The sequence below is a fragment of the Aquirufa beregesia genome (assembly GCF_011090385.1).
Taxonomy (GTDB): Bacteria; Bacteroidota; Bacteroidia; order Cytophagales; family Spirosomataceae; genus Aquirufa; species Aquirufa beregesia.
The window spans coordinates 57,368-79,786 of the sequence record NZ_SEWW01000010.1; the positions used below are offsets into that span (position 1 = coordinate 57,368).

Consider the following 22,419-nt stretch of genomic DNA (forward strand, 5'->3'; position numbering starts at 1 on the left):
TACATTCTATTTTGCCTCTGAGGATATTTATAACTTTATGTTCTGTCCCCTAAACACTAATCCCTAACAACTAATAACTAACTAATACCTCGGATCCGCTTTCCAGCCTAGTTTGCGCATTTGTAAGACCCGCAAAGAGCGCTGACCAAATTCCTCCATGACTGGCCCCTGCATCCAGTAAACGCCTCCGCCTTTAAAAGCATATTTCTTTAAATCTGAAGGAAAATGTACCGTATCAAAAAAGGCACCTTGCGCATCCAAAAAATACCCAAAATACATCCGTTCTCCCTTTTTCGTCCAAGTAGTTTTTAAGGTTACCAAATAACCCAAAATATCGCCTCGGTCGGCCAACAAACGAGCATCCAAACTCGTGACAGGCCATTCTACCAATAAGTCGAAAGGCGAACAAAGAGGAAAACCCAATATTTCCCACTCATCAAAAGCATCTTCCAACGGCTCATGTACCAGCGTGGGTAAAACCCCAATCTCCGTACTATCTTCAAACATTTCCATGGCCACCACCTCGGACACTTTCCCTTGAAAACGGGCATGCGCCTCCCACATCAAGTTCTTTTTCCCGGGTCCAAATCGCCGAAAAGCCCCTATCCGAATCAGAATGAGGGCTTGTTCCAAACCCAAGCTCACCCTCCGGCAAAAATCCTCCCAAGACAGAAAAGGGCCTAGCTTCCTCGCCTCAAGCATATCGTATATCAAACCTTTCTCCAAACCTTTGACATGCACCCAACCCAAATACAGCACTTGACCATCCAAACGTGTCAAATAGTTACTTTCATTAATCTCAGGTGCCTCCACCCATCCTCCAGCCCTGCGTGCCTCATGCACGTAAAACTCCGTCCTATAAAAACCCCCAAAATTATTAATCACTGCCACCATGAACTCCAAGGGAAAATATGCCTTCAAATACAAACTTTGGTAGCTCTCCACCGCAAAACTGGCCGAATGCGCCTTACTGAAAGAATAACCACTGAAACTCTCCATTTGTCGCCATACCTCCTTAGCCACCGCCGCCTCATAGCCCTTTTCAGCACAGTTCAGAAAAAACTGAGCCCTAATGCGTTCAAACTCCCCTCTAGAACGGTATTTACCCGACATCCCTCGGCGTAAGACATCCGCCTCCGCCAAGCTCAAACCCGCAAAATAATGCGCCACTTTGATGACATCTTCTTGATAGACCATCACCCCATAAGTCTCCTGCATCAACTCCCCCATCAAAGGATGAACAGGCTGATAAGCATTAGGCGCATGGTGTCTTTCTATATAAGCCTTCATCATACCCGAGCTAGCCACCCCAGGACGAATGATGGAGCTAGCTGCTACTAGGGTTAGGTAATCGGAACAATGTAACTTCTTGATTAACTGCTGCATGGCTGGAGATTCAACATAAAAACAGCCCATCGTTTCATGACTTTCCAACTGCATTTTGATCCGCTCATCCTGCTTAAAATCCGCCACCCGATGGATATCGATGTCGACCCCACGGTTTTGACGAATAATCTCTACCGCCTCTTTGATATGCCCTAAACCTCGTTGAGATAAAATATCAAACTTCGCAAAACCGACTTCCTCGGCTACATACATATCAAATTGACAAATGGGAAAACCCTTGGGCATAGGCTCTAAGGCCGTATATTCTGACAAAGGTCTATCCGAAATCAATATTCCACCCGCATGAATACTCAGGTAATTGGGAAAATCAATCAATAGATTACCGTATTTAATGATCCATTGATGAATCTGAGAATTCGACTGTCGCAACTCGGCCGTTGGGCCTATCCACGCATCGATCTCTGCCTTGGGTAAACCAAACACCTTCGCCAATTCCCGATAAATAGAGCGATCCCGAAAAGTCACATAAGTAGCCAAAAGGCAGACATATTGCGCTCCATACCGCTTAAAGATGTAATCAATAATCTCATCGCGCTCATCCCAGGAAAAATCAATGTCAAAATCAGGGGGACTCGTTCGCTGAGGATTAATGAAGCGCTCAAAATACAAATCCAGCTCAATGGGATCCACATCCGTAATACCTAAACAATACGCCACAATGGAATTAGCTCCACTACCCCTACCCACATGGAAATAACCCCTCGAGCGAGCATAGCGAATGATGTCCCAAGTAATCAAAAAATAAGACTCAAAAGCGAGATCATGAATCACCTGAAGCTCTTTTTTGATTCGCTCTTTTGCCTCTCTTGAGGCATGAGGATAACGGTAAATCATCCCCTCATAGGCCAGTTTAGCCAGTAAAGCCTGATCGTCTTCCTGACTGGCGCTAAATAATTTCCGGTTTTTGGTGGACTTAAACTCAAAGTGAAATTCACAGCTCTCCAAGATATGGGCAGCTTCTTCCACTAAACCCGGGAAATCGGCACAAAAATCCACCAATTCCTCTGGGCTATACAAACGTTCATCTTCTTGGGCTTGTGCCTCCAGCGGTAGCTTGCTCAATAACACATTGTGGTCGATAGCCCGCAACAAACGGTGCATGGAAAAAGCCCGCTTATCCAAAAAGGTAAAAGGTTGACACCAAACCAAGGACGCCCAATCTTGCTCTTTCCACAATTTGTTTCGATCACTGCCTCTGACTCCCCAACGCTCCTGAGGACCTAAGCTTTTTATTTGTTCTCGACGTGCCAAAGGAAAGATGGTCCACACATCGGGTGAACTAGGCGGCCTGTCTGGCCAAGGCTTAGAAGACAAAAGATGTTGACTCGCAAAAGCGTTAATTTGAGCTAAACCAGAGGCATTTTTGGCTAAACAAATATAATAACAAGCATCTCCCTGCCGAAACTCCATACCCACCACGGGCTTGATATTCGCTACTCGACAGGCCTGAAAAAAATCATAGATCCCCGATATTCGGTGTATATCGGTCAATGCCAAGGCCTTAATACCCTGCGCTACAGCCGCCTCCACCAAAGCCTCGGGAGACAGCGTTCCATAACGCAAACTATAATAGGAATGGCAGTTGAGATACATTAATTCTCCGATTTAGGTAAGATATTACGGCGTTCATGACGCCCCATCAAACCACTGGCTCGTACGATAGAAAATTCGCCAAATCGATTTTTCAAACCATCCATGGCATGATAAAGAGGTGCCAAACGAGCGCCATCATCAAATAGATTTAACTGCTCTTGCCCTTGCAATAATTTCGAGAAACGCACTCCAATCAAACGTATCAACAAACGACGGTCATAAAGTTTCTCAAACAACTCCACTACCGCCGGAATCAAGCGATGATCACTAGCGGTAGCTGGTAAGGTGATTTGTCGGGTATGCGTATCAAAATTGGAATAGCGCAACTTCACCGTCACGCAGGAAGTACATTGTCCCAAACTCCGCAAATCATAGGCCAGCTGCTCCGTCAATGATCCCAATATCCGTCTCAGCAAAACCACGTCGGTACTGTCTTGATCAAAAGTCATTTCCTTCGACAAAGACTTTTGATCTGAATAAGGCACCACAGGTCGCAGATCTATCCCATTCGCGCGCTCCCAAAGCATCACGCCCGACTTACCAAAACTACGCTCTAGGACTTTCAGAGGCATTTGGCTCAAAGTCCCCACGTGTGCGATTCCCATATTACGCAGCGTCTGAGCTGTCACCGCCCCGATCATCGGAATTTTACCCACTGGCATAGGTGCCAAGAAAGCCTTTTCTTCTCCCGCCAACACCTGGTACTGACCCGCAGGTTTCACATGGTTGGTAGCCACTTTAGATACGGTTTTATTGACCGACAAACCAAAGGAAATCTGCAAGCCCGTTTGTTTCTGAATCCGTTCTCGTAAATCTGTCGCAAAACGATAGGCCCCAAAAAAGCGCTCCATACCCGTCATATCCAAATAAAACTCATCAATGGAAGCCTTCTCTACCAAAGGTGCTCGCTCCATAATCAAGGATGTCACCGATTCAGAATATTGGGAATAAGCTTCTAGATCGCCTCGTAACACAATGGCATCAGGACAAAGCCGCGTGGCCATCCGCATGGGCATAGCAGAACGAACTCCAAAAGCCCTTGTTTCATAACTACAAGCCGCCACGACACCTCGATCGGATAAGCCCCCGACAATCACGGGCTTACCCACCAAGGCACTGTCTCGTAGTCTTTCGACAGAGACGAAGAAGCTGTCCAAATCCATATGAACAATGGCGCGCTCTTGCATAAAATTGATAGATATTTGGGTATTCTGAATACCTTTTGTAATTTCGATACAAATGATATCCATAAATGGATACGAATTTTATTCATTTTATATTAATAAGCAACATACATGAGCACTTTTTTTAGCCATAATTTACGATTCTTACGCAGCAAAATGTCGGAGAAAACTTCCCAAGAAAAACTGGCTGAAATCTTACAAATAAAAAAACCTACTTTAGGCTCTTATGAGTCCGGAAGAGCGGAGCCAAAATACATGGATTTGATCTTACTGGCCAACTTTTTCGAGGTTGAAGTGGATGAATTACTCAAGGAAGATTTATCCAAAAGAATCCCTGGCTTATCCAATAAACCTAAGCTACGTATTTTAGCCACCACGGTTAACGACGATAATGAGGAAAACATTGAAATGGTACCTGTGAAGGCTTTGGCAGGATATACCACCTCCTATGACGACCTGGAGTTTATCAAAGAATTACCTACTTTTCAAGTTCCTTTTTTAACCAAAGACCGTAAATACCGTGTATTCCCAATCAAAGGGGATTCCATGCTACCTTTACAATCTGGCTCTTTGGTATTTGCCGAATACGTAGAAGATTGGAAAGACATCAAAGATGGCACCATCTGTATCGTAGTGACTCGCGAAGACGGGGTAGTGTTGAAAAAAGTCATCAACCACTTACAAGAGAAAAATGTGTTGATCTTAAAGTCGACCAACAAACTCTACGACCCCTATCCTATCCTAGGCACTGAAATCCAGGAAATCTGGAAGTTCGCTGGGTATTTCTACAATGAATTCCCTGAAACCAACGAATAAATCAAGGCCTGTTTCTTATTTTTCTTATGTCCATTCCTTTTCAAAAAATAGCCGCTAGCTTACAGCTAAGCGAAAATGCCGTTCGTAAAACCATTGCCTTATTAGAAGAAGGCGCTACCATCCCTTTCATTGCCCGTTATCGAAAAGAGATGACAGGCAGTTTGGATGAGGTTCAAATCCGCGACATTCGGGATGCCATGGAGCTTTCTATGGAATTAGAAAAACGCCGAGAAGCGATTTTGAAATCCTTGAAAGAGCTGGATAAACTTAGCCCTGAACTAGAAAGAGCTGTTCGTGCCGCTGAAACCTTGGCTAAGCTGGAAGACCTGTACCTACCGTATAAGCCTAAACGTAAGACTCGTGCCATGGCTGCTCGAGAAAAAGGTTTACAGGAATTAGCTAATGCCCTATTTCAGCAAAGGAATCTTTCGCCAGAGGATTTAGCCGAGAAATTTTTAGATGAAGAAAAAGGTGTCCTTTCTTTGGATATCGCCCTAGCAGGTGCGCGAGATATTTTGGCTGAAGAAATGATGGAAAAAGCCGAAGCCAGAGAAGATGCGCGCCAGCTTTTTGCTCGAAAAACTCAGGTGAAATCTAAAGTCAGTAAAGGCAAACAAGAAGCAGGCATTAAATACAAAGATTATTTTGATTGGTCAGAGTCCTTAGCCCAAGCTCCTTCCCACCGTGTATTAGCCTTATTTCGAGGTGAAAACGAGGGTATTTTGACGCTGTCGCTGGAAGGGCCCGACAAAGATGTGCTAGACCGATTGGGCCGCCGATTCCTAACGGGTCGTAATGCTTGTGCAGATCAGGTGGAATTAGCCATACAAGATGGCTACAAAAGGCTCTTGCAACCAGCCATGGAAACTGAAATGCGAGCAGAGGCCAAAAAACGAGCCGATGAAGAAGCGATTCGGGTATTTGCAGAAAATGTTCGTCAATTACTATTGGCAGCCCCATTGGGACAAAAACGTATCCTTTCCTTAGATCCAGGTTTTAGAACAGGCTGCAAATTGGTCTATTTGGACGAACAAGGCAATCTGATTGAGAATACCACCATTTACCCACACACTGGCCCAGGTCAGGCACAAGATGCCGAACAAATCCTTCGTTCTTGGGTAAATAAATACCAAATAGAGGCCATTGCTATTGGTAATGGCACAGCAGGTAGAGAAAGTGAAAGTTTCGTGAAGAATCTCCGACTAGAAGGCATTAGCCTCATCATGGTGAACGAAAGCGGAGCCTCCATCTATTCAGCTTCAGATGTGGCTCGAGAAGAGTTTCCCGATAAAGACATTACCGTTCGTGGGGCGGTGTCCATTGGTCGCCGACTCATGGACCCTTTAGCCGAATTAGTGAAGATTGACCCTAAGTCGATTGGCGTTGGTCAATACCAACATGATGTCGATCAAAAGAAATTACAAGCTTCATTGGATGATACCGTCATTTCATGCGTTAACTCGGTGGGGGTTGAATTGAATACTGCTTCCAAACAAATTCTTTCCTACATTTCTGGATTAGGACCGCAGTTGGCCCAAAACATCATTGATTACCGACAAAAAAATGGCCCTTTCTTACGTCGATCTGATCTAAAGAAAGTTCCTCGTTTAGGGGAAAAAGCCTTTGAGCAAGCCGCCGCATTTTTACGTATTCGAAAAGCGAGTAATCCTTTGGATGCCAGTGCTGTGCATCCTGAACGTTATGCCATTGTAGAGCAAATGGCTAAGGATTTACAATGTAAAGTGGCTGATCTTCTTCAAAATGAAGCCTTACGAAAGCAAATACAAATAAGTCGATACGTAAGTACGGAAGTAGGAATCCCTACCCTGACCGACATCGTTCAGGAATTGGCTAAACCAGGACGTGATCCCAGAGATCAATTTGAAGCTTTTGAATTTACGGAGGGGGTAAACTCCATCAAGGATTTGCGTGTAGGAATGAAGCTAGCAGGTATTGTGACCAACATCACCAATTTTGGTGCTTTTGTGGATATCGGTGTGCACCAAGATGGTTTAGTGCATGTAAGTCAACTGGCCGACAAATTCGTAAAAGACCCGAATGAGGTTGTGAAAGTCCAACAAAAAGTACTAGTCACTGTCACCGAAGTAGATGAAGCCCGTAAGCGAATAGCCCTGAGCATGAAAGCCCGATAATCTAACGTTATCAAGTTATTGGACAACAAAATTATGTTGAAAAACGTTACAACGCTCAACGCTGTCAAGGTTTGGAACCTTGCCAGCGTTAGAAAAAGAGCGTTGATGTTGAGTTTTTTACCCTAATTAATGAGCCGTAGCAGTAGCGCCTTTCTTGCAACAAGAAGGTAATTTCTCGTAGCTCTTGCCATCAGCCACCACTTCATCCGCATCATATCCTACTTCGGCAATGGTACGCTTAATGGCCGCCACATCCGTCTTTTTAGGATTGTATTCTACCGAAATGGTTTTGTCTTTCAAGTCCAAATCCGAATGAGAAATTCCCTTGCTCAAAGCCAAATTTTTCTCGATGCGCTCTTTGCACATTTCACAAATGGCCGAGGTTTTGATTTTAACCGTTTGTTTTGGCCCCGCCAATGTAGCAAAAGGCAAAGCCAAGAAGGCTGCTAAAACTAGTTTTTTCATTAGGCTGCTTTTTTAACTGCTTTTAATTCCATCGTGCAAGCTGGACATTTCCCTTTTTTAGCATAGGTTTTGTTCCCCTCACATTTCATCGGACATTGATATACTTCTTTCTTATCCGCACCTGCTTTGCTGGTGTCGTGCTTATGCTCTTGCTTTTCTTGTGCCATCAAGCCATATGTTCCCAACATAAGACCTGCCATCATGATTACATTTTTCATTGTTTTTCTATTTATTGAATTTTATAACGCATTCCAGTATACATCATTCGACCTACGATAGGCCCCCACACCATGGTGGCATCAAATCCCCGACTAAAAGGATCTTTGGCCGACATGATCGGATTAGATTGTGTAAAATTAAACAGATTTTCAGCACCTACATACATTTCCCACTTTTTGAATTGGCGAGTTACTTGCGCATATACCGTGGAAAATGCTGGTGCCGTCAACGATGGACTCACTCCATCATGAACATGAGTCAAACTTCCGTTAGGAATTCTTCGACTGCCGTTCCATTGCCAAGTCACATCGTACTTCCATTTTTCATAAGGCGTGGCATAGGCTAAATTCACCAATACCCTGTCCTTATTCAAATAAGCTTTAGGCAAGCGACTTAAAGTACCCTGGACTGTCAAATAATCTGCCTGAACATCTTGGTAGCGGTAGGCCGCCTTCAGCTCTAAACGCTTTACTGGACTATAATTTAATTCTGCCTGCCAACTGTTCGCAAAGGATACTCCTGGATTACTATACATACGAATCTCCCCCCCATTTTCCATATCCACCAGCCATTGCTTTTCAAAATCCGTTCGGAAAGCATCCAACACGAAACTTCCTTTTCTCGTCCCAATTTGGAAATTCTTTGTCAGTGTAGCCCCAAAATTCCATGCTTTTTCCAATGGATTTAGATCGCCCAAAAGTACTAATCGTCTTCCATTAGCTAGGAAACCCATATTTTCTGCCAAAGGGTTAACTCGGCGCCAGCCTTTTCCAGCCGATAAACGAACGATCCAATCTTCTGCCGCATCCCACTTCAAGTGCCATCTAGGTACCCATTGCGCTCCGAATTGATTATGCCAATCGATGCGATTCCCCAACACCATGGTTAGGTGATTAGGCACTGTCCAAGTATATTCAAAAAATGCCCCAGGGACTAATTCTGTTCGAACAAAAGATGAATCAATATAACGCTCTTGGTACGAATCATATAAAAAACTAGCTCCTGCTTTCCAGCTATGATTGGTATTATCAAAGATGGATTGGTAAATCAAATTGGCATACATACTTTGCTCTCTACCTACATAGTTTTTGAAGGCAAAATAGGAGTCATTTTGATGCTGAGCTGTATTCAATATCAATCCTAAACCTTGATATGGTTTATCAGGATATAATCGTGCAATCTTGGCAAAGGTTTCAAAACGGGATGTCTTACTTCCAAACCCATATACCAAGAATCGATTGGAATTGTTTGCGTCAAAGTTACTTTGACCTGCCAAACGATTTTCATATAAATACGAAGCTCCCCACTGAACCATCCAACGATCCGTAGCATACTTCCAGCGATTCAGTACATTCCATAAGTCGAAAAGCGGCAAATCCATAAACCCATCTTTATTCCCATCCAAACGAGCTGCTTGCTTCGAATAATGTGTAAAAAGTCCAGTGGACAATCTCGAGTTGAATTTATGTGCCCCCTGTTGATTGATCTCAAATCGACCTTGTGAGTTGGTATACACATTCAAAAAATACTTTTCTGATGTATCTGGCTTGGCTAATTCCACATTAATTCCTCCGGTAATCGACTCATAACCATTAACTACGGAGCTTTGACCTTTCGCCAAATCAATGGATTTAATCCAAGTCCCTGGTAAATAATTCAATCCATACGTGGTTTTTAATCCTCGAATGGAGGGAATATTCTCCACATTGGTTTGCACGTATGTACCCGATAATCCTAATAATTGAATCTGTTTGGCACCAGTTACAGCATCCGCAAAGCTGACGGATACCGATGCATTGGTTTCAAAGCTTTCCGATAAATTACAACAGGCTGCTTTGGCCAATGTCTTCATCGTCAAGATTTCTGTATGAAGCGTTGCTACATCATCATGATTACCCGGCGCAGCAATAACGCGCACTTCGCTTAGCTCTTTATTCGCTGGCTTTAAGTGTACGTGCAAAAATTGATTTTTATCAACAAAAATAGAATCACTGATAAAACCTGTCGAGCTAAAAAGCATCCAACCTGTTTTACCTTGTACATCCAAGGAAAAAGCGCCTTTAATATCCGTTAAAGTTCCTTTTTTAATAGGTCTAAAATAAACGGAGGCTCCTACTAAGTCCTCCATGTTTCCTTGAGCATCTAAGCTCATAACTCGGCCTTGAACCACTTGTCCAAAGCTATAGGGCAATGCTACCGTGAAGGTAAAAAGCAATCCCAACAATATAATTCGGTGAATTGACATAAGATTACAATAAGAATGAGAAAAAATTCAGTTTGAATTTTAGTCCCATCAAATATTGTAACGCTGTATGAAAGCCAGTCGCTCATGCAATGGCCTTAAATAAGAGAATTCCTGAATAGGTTCTTCCCAATCAATGCCTACTAAAGTAGCTTGATTGGAAAACGTTGGAACGAACACCTCCGAACAAAGCAAAGTTTGATCTAAGGTATTTTGAACCTTTTTGATTTGCTGATCAAAACTAAATTTGACCTGAATATGGGCATATTCATAACAGGCTGCCCGTGAAATGCTTGTTTCGTTGGATGAGGAAGAAGATTTGGGTGACACAGGAGCAGCCCAAGTCACCTTCTTTTTTCCTGTAACCAAACAATCTGATATACGGTACGCAAAGCCCACATGGCCTATCAAAAGCCATGCCGACAAGAACACCAAGAAAAAACGTTGAATAGCGCTTTTCATCAAATTCTGTTTGAAACAATCAAATTTACGCATTAATTAAATATATTAGCTTAATGTCTTTCGTTAAACCACGTTATTTCCTTTTTTTCATCAGTTTACTGTTAATCTGCATCCGTACTTCGGCTCAGAATGACAGCTACCGATACCTCATTTTATTTAAAGATAAAGCCAACTCCCCTTATTCTCTATCCCAGCCTGATAAGTTTCTCAGTACTCGCTCCATAGAACGAAGGAAAAAACACAAGATTGCTTTACAAGAACAAGACTTACCAGTAAACCCCGAATATCTCATAAACGTTCAAAAAAGTGGAGCCAAAGTATTATTCTCTTTAAAATGGATTAATGGAGCCCTTATACAACAAAAGCCCAAAGATTTGGCCAAGACCCTAAGTCAGGCTGGAGTTAAAGGCTTATACTATGCCTACCCCATCGATTCCAGCTCAAGCTTTCAAATTTTAAAGAAAAAACCCAAACTCCCTGAATTAGCCCAAGCATCCATCACCTTGGCTGATAGCTTAGATTATGGAAATTCAAGTGTACAAATTAGCCAGCTGGGTGTTAACAACATGCATATCAAGGGTTTCCACGGTGAGGGTATTCTAATCAGCCTGTTGGATGAAGGCTATTTAAACGCCAACAATACTCCCTATCTTCAAAAGGCCTTTTCCGAAAAAAGAATTATAGCCACCTTAACCACAACGCCTGGATTGACTGACGTATATAGCCAAGGTTCACACGGCACCCATGTACTGAGTACCATCGCTGGCTTTACACCGGGTAAACTCATTGGCGCAGCCTATCAAGCACAATTAGCCCTAGCCCAAACAGAGGAAGGTAGTACCGAAAAAATCGTTGAAGAGGTCAACTGGCTTCGTGGTGCTGAGTGGGCAGATAGTCTAGGCACTGATGTCATTAGCTCCTCCCTTGGCTACACCGTATATGATTTAAAATCAAGTAATCACACCTATGCCGAAATGAATGGCAAAACGGCCTTAAGCAGTAAAGCGGCTGCATGGGCAGCACAAAGGGGTATTATTTGTACCATTTCAGCTGGAAATGAAGGAGCGGCGGCTTGGAAATACATTGCTTCTCCGGCTGATGCCGACTCCATCTTAGCCGTTGCGGCCATAGACAAATCCATGCTTCGAGCCAGTTTTAGTTCTTGGGGACCTAGTTCAGATGGGCGAATCAAACCTGATGTTGCCGCCATGGGCCAATCAACCGTCATTGGTACTTATCTGGGAACGTATAGCACCTCCAATGGAACATCCTTTGCCGCTCCACTCATAGCTGGTTTAGTTGCAGGAACGCTACAAGCCAACCCCACAAAATCCCCTTGGCAAGTGATGAATGCCATTCGGCAATCGGGCCATCAAAGTAGCAATCCCGACAATTCTTTGGGATATGGAGTTCCCAATTTTAACCGCATCGATAAACTATTAAATCCCATCTTAAGTACCGCTGCGCTAGAAAATCCCAAGATTCGAGTCTTTCCCAATGTCGTGTCCTTGGGAGAAGCTATTCATTTAAATAGAGAGCTAGCTACCGAGATCAAAGTTGAATTAATTAGCTCATGGGGAGCCATTATTCATGAATTTATATGGACCAATACCCAACAAGATTTTTACCCACCGCCCCTCGTTTCTGGCAAATATTATTTTAGATTTACGGACAAAATCACCCAGCAAGTGATTCCTTTTTATTTTTCAAACTAAACCTACATGAAAACACGCTTTCTCTCTTTAGACATTTTTCGAGGTATCACCTTAGCCATGATGATTTTGGTCAATACCTCTGGAAATGGAGAGTTTACTTATGCTCCATTAAAACATGCTAGTTGGCATGGATTCACTCCTACCGACCTAGTTTTCCCTTCCTTCTTATTCATGGTGGGAGTCGCGATGCGCTTTGCATTCAAGTCGTTTCAATTCCAACTGACACCGGCATTAAGAAATAAGATTTTAAAAAGAACGGTCTTATTATTCCTCATCAATTACCTGATTTTCTACTTTCCATTCCTAGATTTTTCTTTTGAAAATATGCGTTTCCTCAACGTATTGCCTAGGATAGCACTATCTTATTGTGCCATTTCATTCATTGTTTTGCTTGTCAAAGAGAAGTGGCTTACTGCAGTGAATGTTGCCATTTTATTGCTGTACTGGATTTTAATGCTCGTTTTTGGCGACCATGGGGCGGCCTTTGATTTAGGTACTAATGCCGTTCGTAAACTTGATTTATTCTTATTTGGTCCTTCACATTTATATCACGGAGATGGTATTGCTTTTGACCCAGAAGGACTTTTAAGTACGCTGCCTGCCTTTTCTACCTGTTTATTTGGTTATCAAGTAAGTCTGTTTTTAGAGAAAAGAAGGTTAGATGGCAAAGAAGTAACATTTCCTTTGGTGAGTGCTGGAGCAGGTCTTATTGTCTTGGCGCTTATTTGGAATTTAGGCTTTCCTATCAACAAAAAGCTATGGTCGAGTTCATTTGTATTACTATGTGCTGGTATCGACTTCCTGTTAATCGCATTGATCTATTGGTGGATTGAAATCAAAGAAAGGAAATTTGCTAATACCTTTTTCTTGGTCTTTGGTACTAATTCTATTTTAGCCTATGGTATTTCAGAGCTTTTGGCCATCCAATTAAACAAATGGCAAATAGCCGAAGGTGATGGCACTACTTCAGCCAGCAATTGGATGTATTGGCATATTTTTGAACCTGTATTAGGTAAATACAATGGTTCTTTGGCTTATGCCATCAGTTTTGTAATGCTTTGTTGGATCATTTGCTATGTCTTTTACCGAAAAAAATGGTTCTTAAAAGTCTAGAACTTGATTTGAAGTTCATAAAAAAAGCTCATTAGTGATTCTAATGAGCTTTTTTTATAAAGTGATATTCTAATAACGATTGGTGGCTTGGCGCAGTGATGGATTTTATCATCAAACTTGATACGAAGCACAAAGCTTCATTTAAGCACTGAATCGCCAATTTCTTCTAGGTGCTGTTATAGGCTGGCGTTCTCTTCATGCGGGATCAAATTCTGAGTAAATGAATTGTAAGGAAAATATTTAGGCATTTTGCTATAAATCAATTCGTCTTCAAAGAAACACTGTGCTACTCGGTCGTCAAACATTGCTGGATTCAATGGAAACTTTGCATTAGGGTTGTGGAATACAATTACACCTTCTGACCAAGTTTCAATACTAGTCTCATCGACTTTATATGAAATTAAATTTGGTTTGTCGGTATTAGGCTCGTGATTATAAAAACTACACGTTCTTATCAAAGTTACCTTGTGATTACCAAGACCAGCTTGTTTGCCCATTCTGTTGAATTTTGATAAAGTGCCACAAGAAGAAAAAATAATAGCACTAACATTTTCAGAATCTGGTAAATGGAAAAATCTACTTGGTATTTCCTGTCCATTTTGTTTCACGTAATTTCCAATTTTAATTGGTTTTACAATCAGTTGTCCTTTTTTGTCAAAAGAATGTTGGTATTTGTATCCATAGAGATAATTAGATAAAGCGTTGAAAGTCCATGTCATGGACATTGTATCATGGAAATCTGCAATTGCAATTACAAATGGCTTATCTTTTACGTGTTCCTTTTCCCAATACTTTTTCTTCATTTTGTCATATAGAGCATTACCAAAGAGTAACGGAACTTCGTTATTTAGTTTCTCCTGAATTTCCTCTGAACTTTTTGGAATAGATTCACCAAGTTCAGTTTTTCGACTAACAATTACAGCTTCAACCGCAATTTCATGATTGAACTTCTCAATCATATAATCAGGTGCTTTAAAGTTCCTTTTAAACGAAAAGATTTGTTCTTTAAAGAAACAAAATAGAAACAGTTCCCAAACCCTTGCATCGAACCCATTAAGAGATTGAAACTGGTTAATAAAATTTCCGTCAATGTCTTTATAGTGATAGGATATTTCCTTTATTACTTCCCTAGCAGAAGACAAGCTAATGTGTTCTTTTAATAATGTATAATTAGGGTGTTGCTGGTCCTTTTTGGAAAGGATTTGAAACAAGTCGAAAAATCCGTGTTTATTGTCATGGAAAACGATTGAGTTATTACTCATTTTTTCGTCTATCCATTTTCTTGCTTCTTCAAGAGTAGGAATACTGGCTTCTATAACTTCCGCTCGATATTGTTTTGATGTATCTCTTGACAAAATGCATCCATAATAGTCGTTGTCTGTTAAGTCTAAACTTATTAGCCCTAATAAGCCACCATTGCCATTGGAATAGAATTCTAATTCTCTTGTAAAATACTGTACAAAAGGTTCTCTAGTAAAGAGAAGAAAGATGTCAAAAAGCTTTTTGTTTATTGGAACTGCCGTCTTCATTATATACCGTTGTTCTTTCTGTTTGCACGGATTATGTCCATTTTAGACATTTCTTCAAAACTGTCTGTATTGTGCAAGAACCCAATATTTTTGTTATGAGATTTGTCAATTACGTTAATTAGTAAGTCAATGTTTTTCAGTTGAGTAGCTGATAATGAAACGAAGTCTATATTAATTTTTTCTCGTGAGGATGTATTCAAGTAGTTTGTCAGTTTGCCCATTAACCCAACAAAAACGTCTGAAAGTTGGATTAGTTGGCTTGTCTGCGAATCAACAAACGTATAATTTTTTATTTCCACACCTTTGTCAAGTATTTTATAATCATTGACTGTTTCGGCAATTGAATCTTCGTTGTCAAAAATGTGTGTTGAGTTTTTAAAAAGATAAATTGGTCTTAGGTAAAAATGAGATAAGTCATTAAGTAAAATAAAGTCATCCTCGTCCATTACAAACGGTAGAGAATTCTTTTTCTTGGCTTCTTTCAGAATCTGTCTTAATGACTCTAACCCAAAATGATATTCCTGTGTGTTAATGTAGTCGTTAAATAGAGAAGTAAATTCTTCTATGAATGGAAGAACGGATTCACTTTTAATATTCGGATATTCATACTTGTAAAAAAGCTGAATGACTGATTCAATTTCAAGTCTTGAAAGTTTATAAAGATCATTCTTCAAATGGTTTGCAAACCGAGGTCCCAATTGTTGAGCAGATTCTGAACTTACAATTGCAGAATCAACGATGTCAACAATTGACCAGTAAAGAATATTTAGACTAGAATAGTGAACATACAAATTACTGTCCTTTACAAATTGCAAAACCAATTTCATTTTTTCTGATTTTAAACAGTCAAGAAAGTCGCCACTGGCAATATGCTTGAATTTAACCTCCTTAGCTGTCATTTGTTGTTTGAAACTGTCAATTAGGGGTTGAACATCGGGTGCTTGTCCAAGGTGAACCAAGCCACCTAAAACGAAGTTTGCAGTAAAAGTGTAATTGAAGTCATTCTCTCGGACGTAGAATTTCTTGATATTGTTTGTTTCATCATAGTAAAATGTAAAAGCAGAATCAAAGTCTGCAGACCGTGCTAACATTTTAGTAGCTTTTCTAATTTCGCCTATTTCAAAATCTATCATTCAGTGTCGTGTTGTTTTACAATGGCATATAACGTTTCGCAGATTGGCGATGGGTGGGCTTTTCAGCACAGAAGTTTGTTCGGAGGACTGAACTTTCGGCTATCACAAAACTGTCAAGCGGAGACGAAACCCCGCCAATTGCCAATGTGCTGTTAGCGGCTGCCTTTCTCTCCGTCCGAAGTTGTGTCGTTTCAATGTTAGTCATATTGTCAAAGAGTAAGTTCGTCAATAATGATAAAAGTCCCAAAGTCAATTTCAGTTTTGAAGCGTTTAATTTTATCGTCCTTAATTGTCTTGCCGTTAATTCTCCAACGCAGTCGCCACTCGTAGTGTGCTGGATGAATAATTGGTTTTAATAATTTTCTTGTCCCGTCAATAAACTCTAAGTTCCAAATGTAAGTTGGTGGAGTATTTTCATCTGTCGTGTATGGCTCGTCATTCCACAACTCAATTGTTTCGTCAGCACGTTGAACAGAACTTGTATGTAAATGCTCTGTCAAAATTGAATAGAGTTTTTTGTTATCGTCAAAGTTAAAGTTGTAGTTCTCAGGTGGGTCAGGAAACTCTACAAAACCTAAACGCTTCCAAACAGGTTCTGAAGTGTCTGGGGAACATTGTAAGTCAACAACACAAACACCTTTGTCCTTTAGAAAATTGAGAAGATGAGTTGTTAGTTTTTTACCAATTCCTTTTTTGCGATGTGTCGGCTTTACTTCCGTTATTTCAATTCTTGCTGTCTTGTCTGTAGTTAGTCGCCAAGTTGCAAACCCAATAGTTTTGTTTTTGAGTGAGATTGTCGCCAACTCGTTTTTGTCAAACGAAGATTTAATAATGTTCCAATTACAATAAAAGCCGTCTCCAGTTTTTTGTCTCTCCGCTATTAACCACTTTTCTATTTCTCCTACTTGCTTGTCTGTCGGTGAAAAAGTTACCTGAAAATTGTCGGTCGTATTATGTATTTCAGTTGTCATTATTTGTGTCCATCGGTTGGGTTTGCACTTTCGTTTAAGGTTGCCGATAACTAGTATATAGGTCTGACAAAATCAGACCTATCACTCCAAATTTGGGCGGAAAGGCCTGACAGCAATCAGACTTTATCATGATCCCCATGTACTGGCGTCCGAGACATATTTAGGTGGTGTCCCAAAGCTTGCCACTAACTATACAACATCGCCGCACCAAATACACCAGCACTATCCCCCAATTTAGGTTTAACTACCGGTGTATGAACTTCTCTCGAATTAAAAATATACTTTTTAATGCGCTCATAGCCTTCAGAATACAATAAATCGACATTGCCAACGCCTCCTCCAATCACAATCACATCTGGGTCCATTACATTGATTAAGGTGGAAATAGCCCTCCCAAAATAGTCCACCATGCGCTCGACAGTCGCTTCTGCAGCTGCATCCGAATGGTCCTTGGCAGCCTGCAATATCTCCTTTAATTTCATTTTTTTACCCGAATGCTTTTCATAATATTTCTCTAAAGCAGGTCCTGAAATTACGGTTTCTACACAACCCGATTTACCACAATAACAAGCATCTCCATCATCTTCTAAAATATTATGGCCCCATTCGCCACCAATGCCATGTAATCCATTGATGATTTTACCATGAACCACAAGTCCACCACCCACTCCTGTACCCATAATAACCCCAAAAGCGACTTCCGCATTCGGGTTAACATCTTGTACTGCCCCCAATAGTGTCTCAGCTAAAGCAAAGCAATTGGCATCATTGGCTAGCTTAACTTCACAGCCTAAGGTATTCGCTAAATCTGTTGCTAAGGCTTGTCCATTCAAACAAACGGTATTACAATTTTTCATGGTATTGGTCAAGGGATTTAAAACACCTGGCGTTGCAAATCCAATGGCCTTAGGCTTTTCGCCGATGATGCCCGTCACTCGGTCAACCAAAATCTTAATCTGTGCAATGATATGATCATAGCCTTTAGCTGATTCCGTATCAATCCGCTCTCTTAGTACTACTTGGCTTGGATTCTGCTTTTCCAAAACCGCACATTCAATCTTAGTCCCCCCCAAATCAATCCCCCATAATAATTCTTTGTTCATCGTTTTTTTAGGTTTAGCGTCTATTATCATTATTTTCAAGCATACTCAAATAACTAAAATACCGAGACTCTGCAATATCTCCCTGCTCCAAAGCCTCCCGCACCACGCAGCCCGGTTCTGACAAATGCATGCAATTATTAAACTTACATTGGCCAAGTAGTTCACGCATTTCTGGGAAATAATGCGCCAATTCTTCTTTCTCAATTTCCAAAATTCCCAATTCCTTGATCCCAGGGCTATCTATCAAATAGGTATCTTTCCCCAATTCCCACATGGTGGAATAGGTAGTCGTATGAACTCCTTTTTCTGCAAAATCAGATACTTCTTTGGTTTTGATATGTAAATCAGGAGCAACAATATTCATCAAACTGGATTTACCTACCCCAGAATGGCCAGACATCAAAGATACTTTACCTTGAAACATCTCAGTAAACTCTTCTATCCCTTGTTCCTTCGGAATGGAGGTAAACAATATTCCATATCCCAATGATTGATACAATCCTGCCCATTCAAAAACCTGATCTTGTTCTTCCTCATTCAGCAAATCCATTTTATTGAACACGATTTGTACCGGAATACGAAATGCCTCAGCTGTGACTAAAAATCGATCTAAAAAGCCCAAGGATGTTTTAGGCATTTTATAGGTCATAATAAAAATGGCTTGATCGATGTTGGCTGCCAGCAATTGCCCTTGTCCTGTTTTATGGACCGATTTACGAATCAAATAGTTTTGTCGAGGTAATATCTCCACAATTAAAACCGTTTGATGCACCTCATCTTCCATTTCATACATGACCCAATCACCCACAGCTATGGGATTCGAGGTTTGAGGACCTTTCAATTTAAATTTACCTTTCAATCGCCCATTATATACCTTTCCTTCTTCCGAACGAACTTCATACCAAGAACCCGTGGAGCGCACAATCAATCCTTTTTTCTTAGACTCAGTCATGTTGTAAGTTCATTAAAATGTGCATGATGGCATCCGTAGCACCCATATTTTTTGCAATGAAAGCTTCTGATCTAGCCTTAATTTGCGCTCTTTGATCGGGCTTTTCCCACAAGTCTAACCAGTATTTATCTAAGTCTTCGGTAGTAGAAATAGTTTTAGCGATACCCTCTTCCAATAAGGCACAAGCTTCTCTAAATTTCAAATAATTCTGATCTCCAAAAGCGATAACGGGACCAAACACGGCGGCTTCCAAGGTATTGTGTAATCCAGCACCATAAGCCCCACCAATAAAAGCAAAATCGGCACCTTGGTAAATCGAAGATAGGCGACCGACTTCATTGACTAATACTACTTGATGATTAGCTAAGCCTTCTGTTGAACTACCTTTAGAATAAACAGATGGTAAAGTAATAGCACTTTTCCATTGTTCCAATTCAGCTTGATGAATTTCATGTGGGACAATGACCCATTTGATGGGTAACGATTGTTTATTGATCAAAGGTATTATTCGATCCATGTCGGCTTGCCAAACAGAACCTAAAACAGCAAAGGCTTGTCCATCTAAAAATTCATCTAATAAATCCCAAGAACTCACCTGTTTGGACTGAGCATAAACCCGATCAAATCGAGTATCACCTGCCACATGAACATGCTTAATTCCGATTTGAGTTAATAATTCTTTGGACACTTCATCTTGGACAAACAAATGAGTAAACTGCCTCAATAGCTTACGATAAAAACCACCATACCAAGCAAAAAATACTTGCTTGGGTCGAAATATCGCAGATACAAGCAATAAGGGAATCTGTCGTTTGGCTAATCCTGTAAGGTAGAAATGCCAAAATTCGTATTTGACAAAAATGGCTAAAGATGGTTTTACAAGGTCTAAAAAACGCTCACTAGTCTTTGCTCCATCCATGGGTAAATAGGAAACGAAATCCACTCCTGAAAAATTCTTCCGAACTTCATAACCAGACGGCGAAAAAAAGGTTACTAAAATAAAATGCGATGGAAACTGCTTTTTATAAGCTTCTATGATGGGCCTTCCCTGTTCAAATTCCCCCAAAGAGGCTGTATGAAACCAAGCAACGGGTTGATCTTGATGAGCAAACGTTTTTTCAAGACCTTGCCAAACTTCCATTTGACCTTGATTCCAAAGTTTCGCCTTGGGATGGAACTTTGACAAGCCTCTCAGGGTTTGACGATACAAAAACAAGGCAAAAGAATACAGCCAAACTCTCAAGTTTTTCTTAAATTTGAAGGTGAATCTTTAAAATTACGAAATAAGCAGAAAACCTGCATCATTCTTTATGAACTGGAATACATTAAACGACGCTCAGCAAGTAGCTCAAATCTTAGAAGATTCTCAAAAACAACCTGTTCTTATTTTTAAACATAGCACCCGTTGTTCTATCTCCGCAACTTCCTTAAATAGATTAGAAAGGGCTTGGGATCAAGATAATACCCCAGCATATTTATTAGATTTAATTGCTTTTCGACCTATTTCTAATCAAATTGCTGAAACATTTCAAGTAGAACATCAATCGCCCCAAATTTTAGTCATTGATGGAGGTAAATGTACTTACCATGCCTCTCATTGGGACATATCCAATGAGGATTTGAAACCATATACTAGCCGTTAACATGAAGCAGGCTTTACCTCATTATATTTTGGCTCTTTTATTGATGCCCGCGTTGGTGTGGGCGCAACGAAGTGGTAGTACCAGTACCACAACTAGTCCAAATCAAAGCAGCAGTAAAGCCAATAATGCTTCGAGTAAAACAGGTAATATTCCCGCATCCGCTGGTTCACTGGCAGAACGAGGAACTTGGGCCATTGGATTAACCACCACGACCAATTCTGGAATTTTTGGTGGTATCAATTTGCGGAAATCTTGGAATAAGAATCCGAGTCGCCAACCCATCATTGGTCTAGACATTGTTAATGTAAAGGATTATCGCGAGTTCACTTCCCCTTTTTCTTATAACGGACGAAGCTACATTGAAGGTAAGTTAAACAACCTATTGATCGTTAGACCAGAATTTGGGATGCAATGGATGTTGTTCAAAAAATCCAGTGAAGGAGGAGCCGCTTTACGAGGGATTTTGGCTACAGGACCTAGTCTAGGTGTTAAAATTCCCTACTATGTGGATGTCTCTTTTTTAGATCCTGCCACAGGCAGAACCATCATTAAATCAATTCCATATACCGAATCCATGACCAACACCACTGGCCGCTCAGTAATCGTCGGTGAAGGAGGATATTTTGTGGGTAGTGCTGATGCTAAAATGGTTCCGGGATGGCATCTGAAATCTGGCTTTGACATAGAACTAAATACGATTAAGCATAATTATTTAAGTTTGGAAGTAGGCTTTATTGTGGATGTATTCCAAAATCCTGTCGAAATGCTTAACCAAACAAGCCCTAGATCAGTTTATACAACTGGTTACTTAACTTTTTTCTTCGGAAGAACATATTGATATAAGATGATTGAATTACCTCAGATAAATCCAGCTGCTAACACGCGTAAACCCGATTGGCTTCGTGTCAAACTACCCATTGGTGAGAAATACACGAATGTTAGGAAGATTGTGGATGAATATAAACTACATACTATTTGTCAATCAGGTAATTGCCCCAACATGGGTGAATGCTGGGGTGAAGGTACAGCTACCTTCATGATATTAGGAAATGTATGTACTCGTTCCTGTACTTTTTGTGCCGTAGCTACTGGCAGACCACCCGAATACGATGAGGATGAACCAAGACGTGTAGCAGAAGCCATAAAGTTGATGCAAGTAAAACATGCCGTTATTACTTCTGTCAACCGTGATGAACTGAAAGACAAAGGAGCAGAAATATGGTATCAAACGGTTCGTGCGGTGAAAGAAAGCACACCGCAAACGACCATTGAAACCTTAATTCCAGATACCAAAGGAAATTGGGATGCCTTGATTCGCATGATTGAAGCTGGACAAGAAGTTGTTTCGCATAACATGGAAACGGTGGCTAGTTTATACCGATATGTACGCCCTCAGGCTAAATATGAGCGTAGTTTGGAACAAATCCAACGAACTAAAGACTTTGGAAAAAGAACGAAGTCGGGCATTATGTTAGGTTTAGGAGAAAAACAAGATGAGGTATTCAAGGCAATGGATGATTTAGTCGCACATGGTTTAGACGTGTTAACCTTGGGTCAATATTTGCAACCTACCAAAATGCATCATGAGGTGATTGAATGGATTCATCCAGACACCTTTGCTATGTACAAAGAAGAAGGTCTAAAAAGAGGATTAGCCTATGTAGAATCTGGGGCATTGGTTCGTTCTAGTTATCACGCAGAACGCCATATTTAATGCCT

19 protein-coding genes are annotated in these 22,419 nt (G+C 40.9%); 7 read left to right on the forward strand and 12 right to left on the reverse strand.

The genetic code is table 11. The features are described from left to right. Positions 1-81 precede the first annotated feature (81 nt). A complete protein-coding gene (locus EWU23_RS12790) occupies positions 82-3,000 on the reverse strand; it encodes a DNA polymerase III subunit alpha (protein ID WP_166232817.1) in 2,919 nt (972 codons plus the stop codon). Further along, positions 3,000-4,250: a DNA polymerase IV gene (gene dinB, locus EWU23_RS12795; protein ID WP_317164330.1), complete on the reverse strand. Its 1,251-nt coding sequence runs from the start codon at positions 4,248-4,250 to the stop codon at positions 3,000-3,002. The genes EWU23_RS12790 and dinB overlap by 1 nt, the downstream gene beginning before the upstream one ends. Positions 4,251-4,295: 45 nt before the next feature. Here dinB and EWU23_RS12800 point away from each other — a divergent pair, with 45 nt between their 5' ends. Next, complete coding sequence (locus EWU23_RS12800) at positions 4,296-5,000, forward strand: XRE family transcriptional regulator (RefSeq protein ID WP_166232819.1); 705 nt, start codon at positions 4,296-4,298, stop codon at positions 4,998-5,000. 26 nt (positions 5,001-5,026) lie between these two features. Next, entirely contained in the window at positions 5,027-7,153 is a 2,127-nt protein-coding gene (locus tag EWU23_RS12805; RefSeq protein ID WP_166232821.1) for a Tex family protein, read from the forward strand. 126 nt (positions 7,154-7,279) lie between these two features. Here EWU23_RS12805 and EWU23_RS12810 read toward each other — a convergent pair whose 3' ends face one another. The 4 genes from EWU23_RS12810 to EWU23_RS12825 are packed head-to-tail and all read right to left on the reverse strand — an operon-like array spanning position 7,280 to position 10,541. After that, complete coding sequence (locus tag EWU23_RS12810; RefSeq protein ID WP_166232823.1) at positions 7,280-7,618, reverse strand: heavy-metal-associated domain-containing protein; 339 nt, start codon at positions 7,616-7,618, stop codon at positions 7,280-7,282. Further along, positions 7,618-7,836 carry a heavy metal-binding domain-containing protein gene (locus EWU23_RS12815; protein WP_166232825.1) on the reverse strand — a complete coding sequence of 73 codons (219 nt, stop codon included), beginning with the start codon at positions 7,834-7,836 and terminating at the stop codon, positions 7,618-7,620. Before EWU23_RS12815 ends, EWU23_RS12810 begins: the two co-directional genes overlap by 1 nt. An 11-nt stretch (positions 7,837-7,847) precedes the next feature. Next, positions 7,848-10,082, reverse strand: coding sequence for a TonB-dependent receptor plug domain-containing protein (locus EWU23_RS12820; RefSeq protein WP_166232827.1), 2,235 nt, complete (start codon positions 10,080-10,082; stop codon positions 7,848-7,850). A 48-nt stretch (positions 10,083-10,130) separates the two neighbouring features. Beyond that, positions 10,131-10,541 carry a hypothetical protein gene (locus EWU23_RS12825; RefSeq protein WP_166232829.1) on the reverse strand — a complete coding sequence of 137 codons (411 nt, stop codon included), beginning with the start codon at positions 10,539-10,541 and terminating at the stop codon, positions 10,131-10,133. Positions 10,542-10,594: 53 nt separating this feature from the next. Between EWU23_RS12825 and EWU23_RS12830 the strand changes: the two genes are divergently transcribed. Then, positions 10,595-12,256 (forward strand): S8 family serine peptidase, encoded by a 1,662-nt coding sequence (locus EWU23_RS12830; RefSeq protein WP_166232831.1) that lies wholly within the window; start codon positions 10,595-10,597, stop codon positions 12,254-12,256. Between the two features lie 6 nt (positions 12,257-12,262). Beyond that, positions 12,263-13,369, forward strand: coding sequence for an acyltransferase family protein (locus tag EWU23_RS12835; protein WP_166232833.1), 1,107 nt, complete (start codon positions 12,263-12,265; stop codon positions 13,367-13,369). 176 nt (positions 13,370-13,545) lie between these two features. Here EWU23_RS12835 and EWU23_RS12840 read toward each other — a convergent pair whose 3' ends face one another. From EWU23_RS12840 to EWU23_RS12865, 6 genes are all read right to left on the reverse strand, one after another. Continuing rightward, complete coding sequence (locus tag EWU23_RS12840) at positions 13,546-14,898, reverse strand: glycosaminoglycan attachment site (RefSeq protein WP_166232835.1); 1,353 nt, start codon at positions 14,896-14,898, stop codon at positions 13,546-13,548. Continuing rightward, a complete protein-coding gene (locus EWU23_RS12845) occupies positions 14,898-16,031 on the reverse strand; it encodes a DUF3800 domain-containing protein (protein ID WP_166232837.1) in 1,134 nt (377 codons plus the stop codon). Before EWU23_RS12845 ends, EWU23_RS12840 begins: the two co-directional genes overlap by 1 nt. A 209-nt stretch (positions 16,032-16,240) precedes the next feature. After that, positions 16,241-17,002, reverse strand: a complete 762-nt coding sequence (locus EWU23_RS12850) for a GNAT family N-acetyltransferase (RefSeq protein WP_166232839.1) — start codon at positions 17,000-17,002, stop codon at positions 16,241-16,243. Positions 17,003-17,187: 185 nt separating this feature from the next. Continuing rightward, positions 17,188-18,105, reverse strand: coding sequence for an ROK family protein (locus EWU23_RS12855; protein WP_166232842.1), 918 nt, complete (start codon positions 18,103-18,105; stop codon positions 17,188-17,190). Positions 18,106-18,118: 13 nt separating this feature from the next. Further along, the gene (gene rsgA, locus EWU23_RS12860) at positions 18,119-19,057 is read right to left on the reverse strand and encodes a ribosome small subunit-dependent GTPase A (protein WP_166232844.1); all 939 of its coding nucleotides are present in this window, start codon (positions 19,055-19,057) and stop codon (positions 18,119-18,121) included. After that, positions 19,050-20,243, reverse strand: a complete 1,194-nt coding sequence (locus EWU23_RS12865; protein WP_166232846.1) for a 3-deoxy-D-manno-octulosonic acid transferase — start codon at positions 20,241-20,243, stop codon at positions 19,050-19,052. Before EWU23_RS12865 ends, rsgA begins: the two co-directional genes overlap by 8 nt. Before the next feature lie 124 nt (positions 20,244-20,367). Here EWU23_RS12865 and ytxJ point away from each other — a divergent pair, with 124 nt between their 5' ends. The 3 genes from ytxJ to lipA are packed head-to-tail and all read left to right on the forward strand — an operon-like array spanning position 20,368 to position 22,414. Then, entirely contained in the window at positions 20,368-20,700 is a 333-nt protein-coding gene (gene ytxJ, locus EWU23_RS12870) for a bacillithiol system redox-active protein YtxJ (RefSeq protein WP_166232848.1), read from the forward strand. A 1-nt stretch (position 20,701) separates the two neighbouring features. Then, the gene (locus EWU23_RS12875; protein WP_166232850.1) at positions 20,702-21,538 is read left to right on the forward strand and encodes a hypothetical protein; all 837 of its coding nucleotides are present in this window, start codon (positions 20,702-20,704) and stop codon (positions 21,536-21,538) included. A 6-nt stretch (positions 21,539-21,544) separates the two neighbouring features. Then, a complete protein-coding gene (lipA, locus tag EWU23_RS12880; protein ID WP_166232852.1) occupies positions 21,545-22,414 on the forward strand; it encodes a lipoyl synthase in 870 nt (289 codons plus the stop codon). Positions 22,415-22,419 lie beyond the last annotated feature (5 nt).

Excerpts from the sequence above, each read along its gene's own strand:
- EWU23_RS12835 (WP_166232833.1), top strand. The coding sequence starts at position 12,263 with ATGAAAACACGCTTTCTCTCTTTAGACATTTTTCGAGGTATCACCTTA.
- EWU23_RS12840 (WP_166232835.1), bottom strand. The coding sequence starts at position 14,898 with ATGAAGACGGCAGTTCCAATAAACAAAAAGCTTTTTGACATCTTTCTT.
- EWU23_RS12790 (WP_166232817.1), bottom strand. The coding sequence starts at position 3,000 with ATGTATCTCAACTGCCATTCCTATTATAGTTTGCGTTATGGAACGCTG.
- EWU23_RS12825 (WP_166232829.1), bottom strand. The coding sequence starts at position 10,541 with ATGAAAAGCGCTATTCAACGTTTTTTCTTGGTGTTCTTGTCGGCATGG.
- EWU23_RS12815 (WP_166232825.1), bottom strand. The coding sequence starts at position 7,836 with ATGAAAAATGTAATCATGATGGCAGGTCTTATGTTGGGAACATATGGC.
- EWU23_RS12855 (WP_166232842.1), bottom strand. The coding sequence starts at position 18,105 with ATGAACAAAGAATTATTATGGGGGATTGATTTGGGGGGGACTAAGATT.
- rsgA (WP_166232844.1), bottom strand. The coding sequence starts at position 19,057 with ATGACTGAGTCTAAGAAAAAAGGATTGATTGTGCGCTCCACGGGTTCT.
- dinB (WP_317164330.1), bottom strand. The coding sequence starts at position 4,250 with ATGGATATCATTTGTATCGAAATTACAAAAGGTATTCAGAATACCCAA.
- EWU23_RS12845 (WP_166232837.1), bottom strand. The coding sequence starts at position 16,031 with ATGATAGATTTTGAAATAGGCGAAATTAGAAAAGCTACTAAAATGTTA.
- EWU23_RS12850 (WP_166232839.1), bottom strand. The coding sequence starts at position 17,002 with ATGACAACTGAAATACATAATACGACCGACAATTTTCAGGTAACTTTT.
- EWU23_RS12810 (WP_166232823.1), bottom strand. The coding sequence starts at position 7,618 with ATGAAAAAACTAGTTTTAGCAGCCTTCTTGGCTTTGCCTTTTGCTACA.
- lipA (WP_166232852.1), top strand. The coding sequence starts at position 21,545 with ATGATTGAATTACCTCAGATAAATCCAGCTGCTAACACGCGTAAACCC.
- EWU23_RS12800 (WP_166232819.1), top strand. The coding sequence starts at position 4,296 with ATGAGCACTTTTTTTAGCCATAATTTACGATTCTTACGCAGCAAAATG.
- ytxJ (WP_166232848.1), top strand. The coding sequence starts at position 20,368 with ATGAACTGGAATACATTAAACGACGCTCAGCAAGTAGCTCAAATCTTA.
- EWU23_RS12875 (WP_166232850.1), top strand. The coding sequence starts at position 20,702 with ATGAAGCAGGCTTTACCTCATTATATTTTGGCTCTTTTATTGATGCCC.
- EWU23_RS12820 (WP_166232827.1), bottom strand. The coding sequence starts at position 10,082 with ATGTCAATTCACCGAATTATATTGTTGGGATTGCTTTTTACCTTCACG.
- EWU23_RS12830 (WP_166232831.1), top strand. The coding sequence starts at position 10,595 with ATGTCTTTCGTTAAACCACGTTATTTCCTTTTTTTCATCAGTTTACTG.
- EWU23_RS12805 (WP_166232821.1), top strand. The coding sequence starts at position 5,027 with ATGTCCATTCCTTTTCAAAAAATAGCCGCTAGCTTACAGCTAAGCGAA.